The 14000-nt window shown below is 63.7% G+C and carries 9 protein-coding genes; 5 read left to right on the top strand and 4 right to left on the bottom strand.

What is annotated here, in order from left to right; genetic code table 11:
• Positions 1–84: 84 nt before the first annotated feature.
• The gene (locus tag J2X67_RS21895) at positions 85–669 is read left to right on the top strand and encodes a C40 family peptidase (protein WP_309956440.1); all 585 of its coding nucleotides are present in this window, start codon (positions 85–87) and stop codon (positions 667–669) included.
• A gap of 89 nt (positions 670–758) precedes the next feature.
• Here J2X67_RS21895 and lpdA read toward each other — a convergent pair whose 3' ends face one another.
• The 4 genes from lpdA to aceE are packed head-to-tail and all read right to left on the bottom strand — an operon-like array spanning position 759 to position 7594.
• Complete coding sequence (lpdA, locus tag J2X67_RS21890; RefSeq protein WP_309956438.1) at positions 759–2588, bottom strand: dihydrolipoyl dehydrogenase; 1830 nt, start codon at positions 2586–2588, stop codon at positions 759–761.
• Positions 2585–3178 carry an MFS transporter gene (locus tag J2X67_RS21885; RefSeq protein ID WP_309956436.1) on the bottom strand — a complete coding sequence of 198 codons (594 nt, stop codon included), beginning with the start codon at positions 3176–3178 and terminating at the stop codon, positions 2585–2587. The genes lpdA and J2X67_RS21885 overlap by 4 nt, the downstream gene beginning before the upstream one ends.
• Entirely contained in the window at positions 3175–4830 is a 1656-nt protein-coding gene (aceF, locus tag J2X67_RS21880; protein WP_309956434.1) for a dihydrolipoyllysine-residue acetyltransferase, read from the bottom strand. The genes J2X67_RS21885 and aceF overlap by 4 nt, the downstream gene beginning before the upstream one ends.
• 49 nt (positions 4831–4879) lie before the next feature.
• Positions 4880–7594 carry a pyruvate dehydrogenase (acetyl-transferring), homodimeric type gene (gene aceE / locus J2X67_RS21875; protein WP_309956432.1) on the bottom strand — a complete coding sequence of 905 codons (2715 nt, stop codon included), beginning with the start codon at positions 7592–7594 and terminating at the stop codon, positions 4880–4882.
• Between the two features lie 216 nt (positions 7595–7810).
• Between aceE and J2X67_RS21870 the strand changes: the two genes are divergently transcribed.
• The 4 genes from J2X67_RS21870 to J2X67_RS21855 all read left to right on the top strand — a co-directional run bounded on the left by J2X67_RS21870 (position 7811) and on the right by J2X67_RS21855 (position 13984).
• Positions 7811–10351, top strand: coding sequence for a PAS domain S-box protein (locus tag J2X67_RS21870; protein WP_309956430.1), 2541 nt, complete (start codon positions 7811–7813; stop codon positions 10349–10351).
• Entirely contained in the window at positions 10348–10980 is a 633-nt protein-coding gene (locus J2X67_RS21865; RefSeq protein WP_012747279.1) for a response regulator transcription factor, read from the top strand. Before J2X67_RS21870 ends, J2X67_RS21865 begins: the two co-directional genes overlap by 4 nt.
• A gap of 80 nt (positions 10981–11060) precedes the next feature.
• Complete coding sequence (folD, locus tag J2X67_RS21860) at positions 11061–11912, top strand: bifunctional methylenetetrahydrofolate dehydrogenase/methenyltetrahydrofolate cyclohydrolase FolD (protein WP_309956428.1); 852 nt, start codon at positions 11061–11063, stop codon at positions 11910–11912.
• Between the two features lie 11 nt (positions 11913–11923).
• The gene (locus J2X67_RS21855; protein WP_309956426.1) at positions 11924–13984 is read left to right on the top strand and encodes a M3 family metallopeptidase; all 2061 of its coding nucleotides are present in this window, start codon (positions 11924–11926) and stop codon (positions 13982–13984) included.
• Positions 13985–14000 lie beyond the last annotated feature (16 nt).

Raw genomic sequence — 14000 nt, 5'->3', positions numbered from 1 at the left:
CCCAGCTAGATCAATCATTTGCAGCTACATTCTCTAATTGGCATGAGGTTGACATAACCGCGCGTCATCAATATCCTACGCGCCATGCGTTTTTTCGTCCTACCCGCTTCCCTCCTGTTTGCCGTCGCCGTCCAGGCCGCTCCTCAACAGGACCGAACCGATGACGAACTGGCCCGCCTCCTTGTCGACAAGGGCCTGATCGGACAACTCCAGCAGGTTCGCCAAACAGTCACCGAACGGACTTCCGATCTGGTGGTTACCGCTATCGGCTTCCTTGGCGTTCCGTATCGCCGCGGTGGCAACTCGGCCGAGTCCGGCTTCGATTGCAGCGGCTTCGTTCGCGCCATGTACAACCAGACGGTCGGCCACCTGCTGCCCCGTCGCGCCGAAGAACAGGCCGCGGCCACCGAAAAGATCGACCGCAGCCAACTCAAGCCCGGCGACCTTGTTTTCTTCAACACCATGCGCCGCGCCTTCAGCCATGTCGGCATCTATGTCGGCGAAGGCAAGTTCATCCATTCGCCGCGCACGGGCGCTCAGGTGCGGGTGGAAGACATGAACGGCAGCTACTGGAGCCGCCGCTTCGACGGGGCCCGCCGCGTGCTTGGCGGCGCACCCAACGACGAAGTCAAGGCCGCGGCAACAGCCGCGATCCGCACCGGCGACTGAACGCCTGCTCTTCAAGAGCCATAAAAAAATCCCGCCTTGGCGGGATTTTTTTATGGCCGCTCCAGTCGCTCGGAGCGGCGGCCGGCCGGTCAGGCCTTCTTTGTCGGCGGCAGATCGGTACAGGTACCGTGCGCCACTTCGGCTGCCATGCCAATACTTTCGCCCAGCGTCGGATGCGGGTGGATGGTCTTGCCGATGTCGATCTCGTCGGCGCCCATTTCAATGGCCAGTGCAATCTCGCCAAGCATGTCGCCCGCATGCGTGCCGACAATGCCGCCACCGAGAATGCGGTGCGTTTCGGCGTCGAACAGCAGCTTGGTAAAGCCTTCGTCGCGGCCGTTGGCAATGGCGCGGCCTGAGGCATTCCAAGGGAAGTGGCCCTTCTTGATCTTGATGCCTTCGGCCTTGGCCTGGTCTTCAGTTAGGCCGACCCATGCCACCTCGGGGTCGGTGTAGGCCACGCTGGGAATCACGCGGGCGTTGAAGGCGGCGCTCGAAAGCTCCTTGTCGCCCTTCTGCTCGCCGGCAATCACCTCGGCCGCCACGTGCGCTTCGTGCACCGCCTTGTGCGCCAGCATGGGCTGGCCCACGATGTCGCCAATGGCGAAGATGTGGGGCACGTTGGTGCGCATCTGGATGTCGACCGGAATGAAGCCGCGGTCGCTCACCGTCACGCCGGCCTTCTCGGCGCCGATCTTCTTGCCGTTGGGACTGCGGCCCACGGCTTGCAGCACCAGGTCGTACACCTGCGGTTCCTTCGGTGCGTTCTCGCCTTCGAAAGTTACCTTGATGCCTTCCTTCGTGGCTTCGGCGCCGACCGTCTTGGTCTTGAGCATGATGTTGTCGAAGCGCGGCGCATTCATCTTCTGCCACACCTTGACCAGGTCGCGGTCGGCGCCCTGCATCAGGCCGTCGAGCATTTCGACCACGTCGAGGCGCGCGCCCAGCGTCGAATACACCGTGCCCATTTCCAGGCCGATGATGCCGCCGCCCAGGATCAGCATGCGCTTGGGATCGGTGCCCATCTCGAGCGCGCCGGTCGAATCCACCACGCGCGGATCGTTCTTCGGCATGAACGGCAGGCTCACGGCCTGCGAACCGGCCGCGATGATTGCGTTGCGGAACTTGACGGTCTGCTTCTTGCCCGTGGTGTCCCAACTGGTGCCGGACGTTTCCTCCACTTCCAGGTGGTAGGGGTCGATGAAGTTACCGACGCCGCGCAGCACCGTCACCTTGCGCATCTTGGCCATGGCCGTGAGGCCCCCGGTGAGCTTGCCCACCACCTTGTTCTTGTGGCCGAGCAGCTTGGCGCGGTCGACCGTGGGCGCGGCAAAGCTCACGCCCAGGTCTGCGAAATGCTTGACCTCGTCCATCACCGATGCAACGTGCAGCAGTGCCTTCGACGGAATGCAGCCCACGTTGAGGCACACGCCGCCGAGCGTGGCGTAGCGCTCGATCAGCACCACCTTCAAGCCGAGGTCGGCTGCGCGAAAAGCGGCCGAATAACCGCCGGGGCCGGCGCCGAGCACGACGACGTCGCACTCGACATCGACTTTGCCGCCATAGGTGGAAGCAACGGGGGCAACTGCTGGCGCCGGAGCAGGAGCCGCCTTGGGTGCGGATGCGGGTGCCGCTGCGGCTGGAGCAGGAGCGGCCGGTGCGGGCGCGGGGGCCGCAGCGGCGTCCACCTCCAGCGTCAGCACCACGGAGCCTTCCTTGACCTTGTCGCCGACCTTGACGGCTAGCGACTTCACCACGCCGGCAGCCGACGACGGAATTTCCATCGAGGCCTTGTCCGATTCGACCGTGATCAGCGACTGCTCGGCCTTGACTGTGTCGCCGACGTTGACCAGCACCTCGATCACTGCGACTTCGTCGAAGTCGCCGATGTCCGGCACTTTGATTTGTTGTTCGCTCATTTGGACACTTTCAGTTTGAGTGTGAGAACGTCGACCGGTGGGGCCGAATTGCGATCGAATTCGCAGGCGGCGGCAATCCCCGCCTCCGCCACGTCGCGCGACGTGCGCGACTTGATGTCGTAGGCCGCGTGCATGGCGCCGAGCGCAAAGCTGCGCCCCGAGCCAATGGCCCAGAACTGCTTGAACTCGAACACCTCGCGGTAGCTGTAGATGCCGTAGATGCCGCTCTGGTTGGCCATCAGCATCGTGAACTGGCTCGACTCGTAGGGCTCATGCTCGTCTTCCTTGGTCTGCATGAAGAACGAGTCCTTCAGCACAGGGTGCAGCAGCGTGAAGGTGCGGAAGATCTCGTGCTTGCTGCCGAACAGCAGCGCCTCGCGTGGCTGCGCGGCCAGTGCATGCTGCAGCACCAGAAAGTGCGCGGCAGCGCCGGCCACGGCAAAGAGGCTCTGCCCCGCCGCATCGTCGATGGTGAAGATCTTCTGGTTGGCCTCGGCGCGGTGCGAAAGCCGCGTGTCGCCGAAGGTCACCAGCGAATCCGCCGCCATCGTGACCTGGCCGCCTTTGCGGACGGCCACTACGGTGGTCATAGCAGGATTCGGCGATAGTCCGCGAGCACCTGGCCCAGGTAGGCGTTGAAGCGCGCAGCCAGGGCACCATCGATCACGCGGTGGTCATAGGACAGCGACAGCGGCAGCGTCAGGCGCGGCACAAACTGCTTGCCGTCCCACACCGGCTTCATCTGGCCCTTGGAGAGGCCGAGGATGGCCACTTCGGGGGCGTTGATGATGGGCGTGAAGTGCGTGCCGCCAATGCCGCCGAGCGAGCTGATCGAGAAGCAGCCGCCCTGCATGTCGGCCGAGCCGAGCTTGCCGTCGCGCGCCTTCTTGGCGAGCTCGCCCATTTCCGCGCTGATCTGCAGGATGCCCTTCTTGTCGGCATCCTTCAGCACCGGCACCACGAGACCGTTGGGCGTGTCCGCCGCAAAGCCGATGTTGTAGTACTGCTTGTAGACGAGCTGGTCGCCGTCGAGGCTGGCGTTGAAGTCAGGGAACTTCTTCAGCGCGGCGACCACCGCCTTGATCACGAAGGCCAGCATCGTGACCTTGATGCCCGACTTTTCGTTTTCCTTGTTGGTGGAAACGCGGAAGGCTTCGAGCTCGGTGATGTCGGCTTCGTCGTTGTTGGTGACGTGCGGAATCATCACCCAGTTGCGATGCAGGTTGGCACCGCTGAGCTTCTTGATGCGCGACAGGTCCTTGCGCTCGACGGCGCCGAACTTGGTGAAGTCGACCTTGGGCCAAGGAATGAGCCCCAGGGCTGCGCCGTCCGCACTGCCACCCCCGGCAGGCGCCTTGGCTGCCGATGCCTTGGTGCTGGCCTGGCCGCTCATCACGGCCTTGGTGAAGCTTTGGACGTCTTCCTGGGTGATGCGGCCCTTGGGGCCGGTGCCCTTGACCTCTTCGAGCGGCACGCCGAGTTCGCGCGCGAACTTGCGCACCGAGGGAGATGCATGCGGCAGCTTGCCGGTGGGCGCCACTGTCGGCTCGTGCGGTGCGGCAGCCGGCTGTGTTGTAGCGGCCGCTGACGGAGCAGCAACCGGAGCAGGCGCACTGGTGGCCGCCATTGTCGGAGCAGCAGCGGCCGCCTGCGCCGGCGCAGATGCCGCGCCTTCCAACACGGCGATCAGGTCACCGATGTTGACCGTATCACCCACCTTGACCTTGAGCTCCTTGAGGACGCCCGCAGCCGAAGACGGGATTTCCATCGAGGCCTTGTCCGATTCGACAGTGATCAGCGACTGGTCGGCCGCGACCGTATCGCCGGGTTTCACCAGCAACTCGATGACCGCGACATCCTTGAAATCGCCGATGTCGGGCACCTTGATCTCGATGGGCCCGGAAGCCGCGGGTGCGGCAGCCGGCGCGGGCGCCGCGGCTGCGGGCGCCGGAGCGGCAGCCGCGGGAGCCGGAGCCGCTGCAGGCGCCGAAGCCGCCGCAGCCCCATCGGCCTCCAGCACGAGGACCACGGAGCCCTCTTTCACCTTGCCGCCGACCTCGACCTTGATTTCTTTCACCACACCGGCAGTCGACGACGGAATCTCCATCGAAGCCTTGTCCGATTCCACAGTGATGAGCGACTGCTCGGCCTTGACCGTATCGCCCACCTTCACAAGCACCTCGATCACCGCGACTTCGTCGAAATCGCCGATGTCCGGCACCTTCACTTCCACTGCTGCCATATCGTTGTCTCCCGCCGTGAGGCGCCGTTCGTTCGTTGGATGTTGATGTTCAGGCGTAAAGCGGGTTGACCTTGTCGACATTGATGCCGTACTTCTTGATCGCCTCGACAACCTTGGCCACCGGCACCGTGCCATCTTCGCTCAGCGCCTTGAGCGCGGCCACCACGATGTAGTGGCGATTGATTTCGAAGTGCTCGCGCAGCTTGTTGCGGAAGTCGCTGCGGCCGAAGCCGTCGGTGCCCAGCACCTTGTAGTTGCGGCCCTTGGGAATGAAGGGACGAATCTGTTCCGCGTAGGCCTTCATGTAGTCGGTCGACGCAATCACCGGGCCGGTGGTCGGCGAGAGCTGCTGCGACACGAACGATTCGCGCTGAGCCTGGTCCGGGTGCAGCAGGTTCCAGCGGTCGGCGTCCTGGCCGTCGCGCGTCAGTTCGTTGAAGCTCGGGCAGCTCCACACCGATGCCGACACGCCCCAGTCCTTTTCGAGCAGTTCTTGCGCGGCAAAGCTTTCGCGCAGGATGGTGCCGCTACCCAGCAGTTGAACCGCGGGTGCCTTGGCCTTGAGCGCAGGGCCCTGCTTCGACAGGTACATGCCCTTGATGATCTGCTCTTCGGTGCCGGGTTGCAGGCCTGGCATTGCGTAGTTTTCGTTGAGCAGCGTCAGGTAGTAGTAGACGTTGTCCTGCTTCTCGACCATGCGCTTGAGGCCATGGTGCAGGATCACGCCCACTTCGTGCGCGAAGGTCGGGTCATAGCTCACGCAATTGGGAATGGTGTTGGCCAGGATGTGGCTGTGGCCGTCTTCGTGCTGCAGGCCTTCGCCGTTGAGCGTGGTGCGCCCCGAGGTGCCGCCCAGCAGGAAGCCGCGCGCCTGCATGTCGCCGGCCGCCCAGGCCAGGTCGCCGATGCGCTGAAAACCGAACATCGAGTAGTACACGTAGAACGGCACCATGATGCGGTTGTTGGTGCTGTACGACGTGGCCGCGGCAATCCAGCTCGACATGCCGCCGGCTTCGTTGATGCCTTCCTGCAGGATCTGGCCGGCCTTGTCTTCCTTGTAGTACATGACCTGGTCCTTGTCGACCGGGGTGTACTGCTGGCCTGCGGGGTTGTAGATGCCGATCTGGCGGAACAACCCTTCCATGCCGAAGGTGCGCGCTTCGTCCACAAGAATGGGAACGACGCGCGGGCCGAGCGCCTTGTCGCGCAAGAGCTGCGTGAGAAAGCGAACGTAGGCCTGCGTGGTCGAGATCTCGCGGCCCTCGGCCGTAGGCTCCATTACCGACTTGAACGTGTCGAGCGACGGCACCGTAAAGCTCTCGTCGGCCTTGGTGCGGCGGTGCGGCAGGTAGCCGCCAAGGGCCTTGCGGCGCTCGTGCAGGTACTTCATTTCCGGCGTGTCGTCGGCCGGCTTGTAGAACGGCAGGTCGGCAATCTTGCTGTCCGGAATCGGAATGTTGAAGCGGTCGCGGAAGGCCATGATGTCTTCGTCGCTGAGCTTCTTGGTCTGGTGCACGTTGTTCTTGCCCTCGCCGATCTTGCCCATGCCAAAGCCCTTGACCGTCTTGATCAGGAGCACCGTGGGCTGGCCTTCGTGCTTCACGGCCGCATCGAACGCGGCGTAGACCTTCTGCGAATCGTGGCCGCCGCGGCGCAGCTGCCAGATATCGTCGTCGCTCATCTTGGAAACCATTTCGAGGGTGCGCGGGTCGCGGCCGAAGAAATGCTTGCGAACGTAGGCGCCGTCGTTGGCCTTGAAGGCCTGATAGTCACCGTCGTTGGTTTCCATCATGATCTTGCGCAGCGCACCTTCCTTGTCGCGCGCCAGCAGCGGATCCCAGTTGCTGCCCCAGATCAGCTTGATGACGTTCCAGCCCGAACCGCGGAATTCGCCCTCGAGTTCCTGGATGATCTTGCCGTTGCCGCGCACCGGGCCATCCAGGCGCTGCAGGTTGCAGTTGATCACGAAGATCAGGTTGTCGAGCTTCTCGCGTGCCGCCAAGCCAATGGCGCCCATCGACTCGACCTCGTCCATTTCGCCGTCGCCACAGAACACCCATACCTTGCGGTTCTCGGTGTTGGCAATGCCGCGGGCGTGCAGGTATTTGAGAAAACGGGCCTGGTAGATGGCCATCAGCGGGCCGAGGCCCATCGAGACCGTGGGAAATTGCCAGAACTCGGGCATCAGCTTCGGATGCGGGTAGCTCGACAGGCCCTTGCCGTCGACTTCCTGGCGGAAGTTGAGCAGTTGCTCTTCGGTCAGGCGGCCTTCCAGGTAGGCGCGGGCATAGATGCCCGGGGACACGTGGCCCTGGATGTACAGGCAATCGCCGCCATGGTTTTCGCTTTCAGCGTGCCAGAAGTGGTTGAAGCCAGCGCCGAACATGTTCGCCAGCGAAGCAAAGGAGCCGATGTGGCCGCCCAGGTCGCCGCCTTCGGGCGGATGGTGGCGATTGGCCTTGACCACCATGGCCATGGCGTTCCAGCGCATGTAGGCGCGCAGGCGCTCTTCAATCTCGAGGTTGCCGGGGCAACGCTCTTCCTGGTCAGGCTCCAGGGTGTTGACGTAGGCGGTATTGGCCGAAAACGGCTTGTCGATGCTGTGCTGCCGCGCATGTTCCAGCAGCTGCTCCAACAGGAAGTGAGCCCGCTCAGGCCCCTCGCTCTGAATAACGGAGGACAGTGCATCCATCCATTCACGGGTCTCCTGGGCGTCCGCGTCGTTCGCGGCCGAGCCGAACAGGTTCTCGGGATTTGCCGACATGCTTGTCTCTCCTATTGGGGCTGTGGCTGTAATTTAAGTGCGGTCTTCGATAAACGCGGGCGAGTTTCGCATAGAAATGCTTCTATTTCAAATGGCGCATATCGATTTCTTAATGTGACATTTAGGCTCAGGGTTGTCCTGACTGCAGCCGTGTTGGAGCCAATGCCAGCGCCTCTTTCCTGCGCTGCGCAAGGGTGCATCCCCTAAACTCGGAAGATGCCTCTTTCCTCTCCGCTGGCGGTGGCCCGCAGCGCCGTGAATGCGTCCCCTCTTTCCTGGTGGCGCCGCTGGTGGCGCCGGCAAACGCCCGTGCTGCAGGACGCAGTTGCCATGCTCGCGCCTATCGCAGCGGTGCTGCTGTTTCTTGCCGCTATCGTTTCGGCGTTCTGGTATTTGCGTACCGAGGAAGTCGAGCGTGAGCAGGAATCGGTGCGGCGCGACGTCGAATACGCTCAGCAGCGCATGCGCCTACGCCTTTTGGAGCGGCAGGAACAGCTCATGCGCATCGCGCGCGACGCCTCGAACCGCGAAATCGATCCGGTCGAGTTCGCGAGCCGCGCGGAATCGCTGGTGAGCCAGTTCCCAGAACTGCAGACGGTCACCTGGATCGATGATCGCCGCCGCTTCAAGGCCGGCTATTCCGCACCGAGCGTGCACCCGGCGCAGCAACACCTGATCGGCGACGTGCTGCGGCCAGGCGACATCGAGAGCAACTACGCACTGGCGCGCGAGCTGCGCCAGCCGGTGTTCTCCCAGCCCATGGCAGGCGGCGACCCGACGGCGATGCTGCAGCTGCACATTCCGCTTTTCGACCAGGGCCTGTTCGCGGGTGTGGTGCTGGGCGAATTTTCAATCGATGGACTGCTGCGCTACGGCATGCCCTCGGAAGTGCAGGCGCGCTATGCGGTGTCGCTGCTCGACGCCAAAGGCAACCCGATCGCGGGCAACACCGTCAGCCTGCGGGAAGGCGGCACGCGCCTGCTGCCCTGGTCCGAAAGAACCAACGAGTACGAAGTGCCGGTGTCCCCCGTCGGCAATGCGCTGGTGCTGCGCGCCCAGGCTTACCGAACGTCGCAAGGGGTGGTCGGCAATGGCTTGTTCTGGCTGGTCTGCGCACTCAGCGTGCTAACGAGCTGGATGCTGATCGGCACCTGGCGGCACACCCGTCGGCGCCAGCAGGCGCAGCAGCGGCTGGTTGCCGAAACCAACTTCCGCCGCGCCATGGAAAACTCCATGCTCACCGGCATGCGCGTGCTCGATCTGCAGGGGCGCATCACCTACGTGAACGCCGCCTTCTGCGCGATGACTGGCTGGAGCGAAGCCGAATTGGTGGGCCAGACACCGCCCTTTCCCTACTGGCTGGAGTCCGACCGTGAAGTGATGAACGAGCGGCTCGAGGAAGAGCTGCATGGGCGAGCCCTGCCCGGCGGCTTTCAGGTGCGCGTTAAGCGCAAGAACGGCAGCGTGTTCAATGCCCGGCTGTATGTGTCGCCACTGATCGACGCACGCGGCCACCAAACGGGCTGGATGACGTCGATGACCGACATCACCGAGCCCACGCGCATTCGCGAGCAGCTGTCGGCTTCTTACGAGCGCTTCACCACGGTGCTGGAGGCGCTCGATGCAGCGGTGTCGGTGGCTCCCATCGGCAGCGAGGAACTGCTGTTCGCGAACAAGCTGTACCGGCTCTGGTTCGGCTCCGATACCGTGGGCCACCTGGGCATGGTGGCGCAGGCGGGAGTGCCCGCCTCCAATGCGCACGACGAGGGCCTTGACGACGTCGACCCGTACGCCGGCCTGCCGATCGACACGCTGACCGCCGCCCAGACCGCCAACAACGAGATCTTCGTGCCGCACCTGGGCAAGTGGCTCGAAGTGCGCTCGCGCTATCTCACCTGGGTCGACGGCCGGCTTGCCCAGCTCGTGATTGCCACCGACATCACGCCGCGGCGCGACGCCGAAGAGCAGGCCGCCGCGCAGGCCGACCGGGCCCAGGCCGCCAGCCGCCTGATCACGATGGGCGAGATGGCCTCCAGCGTGGCCCACGAACTCAACCAGCCGCTCACAGCCATCACCAATTACTGCAACGGGATGATGTCCCGCATCAAGGGGCAGTCGATCGACACCGAGGCGCTGCTTGCGGCACTTGAAAAAACCTCCAAGCAGGCGCAGCGCGCGGGCCAGATCATTCAGCGCATTCGCTCCTTTGTGAAGCGGAGCGAACCCAACCGCACACCCGCAGACGTTGCCACCATGGTGAGCGAAGCGGTCGAACTGGCGGGCATCGAACTGCGGCGGCGCAATGTGCGGCTCAACCACTATGTAGCCGCGCGCCTGCCGGTGGTGCGGGTGGACCCCATCCTGATCGAACAGGTCATGGTCAACCTGCTGAAGAATGCGGCCGAGGCGATCGACATTGCAGAGCGCCCGCTTGCGCGCCGGAGCGTCGAGCTGCGCGTGCTGCCCAAGGTGATCGAAGGCCAGAACGCCATCGAATTTTCGGTACAGGACACCGGCAAGGGCCTGGCCCCCGAGGTGATGGACCGGCTCTACGAGGCCTTCTTTTCCACCAAGCCCGAGGGCATGGGCATTGGCCTGAATCTGTGCCGCACCATCGTCGAGTCGCACCGCGGACGGATGCAGGCGGAGAACATCTACAATGGCCCGGATGTGATCGGATGCCGTTTTTCCTTCTGGATTCCGGTGTTGGACGCTCCCAGTTCCGTAGCAAGCGACGAGGCAAAGGTACCTGCATGAGTTTGATTCCGAAGAAGGGCACTGTCTATGTCGTCGACGACGACGAGGCCGTACGAGATTCGTTGCAATGGCTGCTCGAGGGCAAGGACTACAGGGTTCGCTGCTTCGATTCCGCCGAGTCCTTTCTTTCTCGATACGACCCGCGCGAAGTCGCCTGTCTGATCGTCGACATCCGCATGGCCGGCATGACCGGCCTCGAGCTGCAAGACCGGCTGATCGAGCGGCGCTCTCCCCTCCCCATCGTGGTCATCACCGGCCACGGCGACGTGCCGATGGCGGTCGACAGCATGAAGAAGGGCGCAATGGATTTCATCCAGAAGCCTTTCAACGACGAAGAGCTCGTCACGCTGGTCGAGCGCATGCTCGAACACGCACGCGGCGCGTTCACCCAGCACCAGCAATCGGCCAGCCGCGATGCGTTGCTTTCCAAGCTCACCGGCCGCGAAGCCCAGGTGCTCGAGCGCATCGTCGCCGGGCGCCTGAACAAGCAGATTGCGGACGACCTGGGCATCAGCATCAAGACGGTCGAGGCGCACCGCGCCAACATCATGGAAAAGCTCAACGCCAATACCGTGGCCGATCTGCTCAAGATTGCGCTCGGACAGGCGGCGCCCGCAGCCAAGGCCTGAAAACCAGCTATCTCACCGATAGCGATGAATGTTCCCCACGCCTGCGCAAGCGGGCGTTTTTACTTGGAAAATCGAAACCGATGACCGCTCAATTGATCGATGGCAACGCGCTGGCCCAAAAGATCCGCGCCGACGTCGCAGGCCGTATTGCCGCGCTGAAGGCACGCGGCGTGGAACCCACGCTCACCATCATCCTGGTTGGTGAAGATCCGGCGAGCCAGGTCTACGTGAAGCACAAGGTCAACGACAGCAGCCAGACCGGGCTCACCGCGCATCTCGAACGCCATTCGGCCAGCATGACCGAGCCAGAGTTGCTGGCCCGCATCGAGGCGCTCAACGACGACCCGCAGGTGCACGGAATTCTCGTGCAGCTGCCGCTGCCCAGGCACATGGACAGCCACCGCGTCATCGAAGCCATCTCGCCAGCCAAGGATGTCGATGGCTTCCATGTGGCCAGCGCCGGCGCGCTGATGGTCGGCCAGCCGGGCTTCTGGCCTTGCACGCCGCACGGCTGCATGAAGATGCTCGAATCCATTGGATACGACCTGCGCGGCAAGCACGCGGTGGTCATCGGCCGCAGCAACATCGTCGGCAAGCCAATGGCAATGATGCTGCTGGCCAAGAACGCCACCGTCACCATCTGCCACAGCGCCACGCAAGACCTGGCCGCCATCACCCGACAGGCCGACGTGATCGTTGCCGCCGTGGGCAAGCGCAACCTGCTGACGGCCGACATGGTGAAGCCCGGCGCCGTGGTGATCGACGTGGGCATGAACCGCAAGGAAGACGGCAAGCTTGCCGGCGACGTCGATTTCGACGGGGTCAAGGAAGTGGCCAGCTGGATTACCCCGGTGCCCGGCGGCGTCGGCCCCATGACGCGCGCAATGCTGCTCGCCAACACCCTTGAAGCGGCCGAACGCGCCGCCAAGTGATTGCCATGGCCATGACCAATCCCCTCCTCGACTTCACCGACCTTCCACTGTTCGACCGCATCAAGCCTGAGCATGTGGCGCCCGCGGTCGATATCTTGCTGGCCGACGCCGAGGCGGCGCTGCAGACCGTTACCGCACCAGACTTTCCGGCCGACTGGAATGCAATTTCCAAAGTGCTCGACGTCGCGTCCGAACGCTTCAGCCGCGCCTGGGGTGCTGTTGGCCACCTGAACGCCGTGGCCGATACGCCTGAGCTGCGAGCGGCCTACAACGAGGCCATGCCGCGCGTCACCGCGTTCTGGACCCGCCTGGGTTCTGACGAGCGCCTGTACGCAAAGTACAAGGCCATCGACACGGCCACCCTCAACCCCGAGCAGCGCCAGGCGCATCGCAATGCCGTGCGCAACTTTGTGCTCGGCGGCGCAGAACTGCAGGGCGACGCGAAAAAGCGCTTTGCCGACATCCAGGAACGCCAGGCCGAGCTGAGCCAGAAATTCAGCGAAAACGCGCTGGACGCGACCGATGCCTTCTCTTACTACGCGTCGCTCGGCGAGCTCGAGGGCGTGCCTGAAGACGTGGTGGGCGCGGCGCGCGCCGCCGCCGAAGCCGAGGGCAAGCAAGGCTACAAGCTCACGCTCAAGATGCCCTGCTACCTGCCTGTGATGCAGTTTGCAAAAAGCAGCGCGCTGCGCGAAACGCTCTATCGCGCTTACGTCACTCGCGCCAGCGAACTCGGCGACCCGGCCTTCGACAACACTGCGCTCATCAACGAGATCCTCTCGCTTCGCGAAGAAGAAGCCAGGCTGCTCGGCTACAAGAATTTCGGCGAACTCTCGGTCGTACCCAAGATGGCCGAATCACCCGAGCAAGTAATCAAGTTCCTGCGCGATCTGGCGGCCAAGGCCAAGCCATACGGCGAACGCGACCTGGCCGACCTGCGCGTGTTTGCGTCGGAGCAGCTGGGCATTGCCGATCCGCAAGCCTGGGACTGGAGCTACATCGGCGAAAAGCTGAAGGAAGCGCGCTATGCCTTCAGCGAACAAGAGGTGAAGCAGTACTTCCCGGCCCCCAAGGTGATGGCCGGCCTGTTCAAGATCGTCGAGACGCTGTTCGAGGTTTCCATTCGGCGCGACAGCGCGCCTACCTGGCATCCGAGCGTCGAGTTCTATCGCATCGAACGCCAGACGGCACAGGGCGTGCAGAAGGTCGGCCAGTTCTATCTCGATCCTTCGGCCCGTGCGGCCAAGCGCGGCGGCGCCTGGATGGACGACGTGCGTGCGCGCTGGCTGCGCCCCGACGACGGCGCCCTGCAAACGCCGGTGGCGCAGCTCGTGTGCAACTTTGCGAGCGGTGTCGATGGCAAGCCGCCGCTGCTCACGCACGACGACGTGACCACCCTCTTCCACGAATTCGGCCACGGCTTGCACCACATGCTCACGCAGGTGAACGAGCGCGACGTGTCCGGCATCAGCGGCGTCGAGTGGGACGCCGTCGAACTGCCCAGCCAGTTCATGGAAAACTTCTGCTGGGAATGGGACGTGCTCAAGCACATGACCGCCCACGTGGATACCGGCGAGCCGCTGCCCCGCGCGCTTTTCGACAAGATGACCGCCGCCAAGAACTTCCAGAGTGGCTTGCAGACTTTGCGCCAGATCGAGTTCTCGCTGTTCGACATGCTGCTGCATACCGAATACCAAGCCGCCAATGCGCAGCCCGGCGGCGTGCTCGCGCTGCTTGGCAAGGTGCGCGCCGAGGTGGCGGTAATGCCTGCGCCGCCTTTCAGCCGCACGCCGAACACCTTCAGCCACATCTTCTCGGGCGGCTATGCGGCCGGCTATTACAGCTACAAGTGGGCCGAAGTGCTGAGCGCCGATGCCTACGCCGCTTTCGAGGAAACCGTAGGCGCCGACGGCCAGCCGAACATCGAAACCGGCCGCAGATACCGCCAGGCCATCCTTGAAGCGGGCGGCAGCCGCAGCGCCATGGATTCGTTCAAGGCCTTCCGCGGGCGCGAGCCGCAGCTTGATGCGCTGCTGCGACACCAGGGCATGGCGCAGGCCCAGCCCGTTTGAAGCGGGCCTGAAGCTT

Source organism: Variovorax sp. 3319 (genome assembly GCF_031456585.1).
Taxonomy (GTDB): domain Bacteria; phylum Pseudomonadota; class Gammaproteobacteria; order Burkholderiales; family Burkholderiaceae_C; genus Variovorax; species Variovorax paradoxus_P.
Note: the sequence above shows the minus strand (reverse complement) of the source record. Positions and strands in the feature narration are given on the sequence as shown.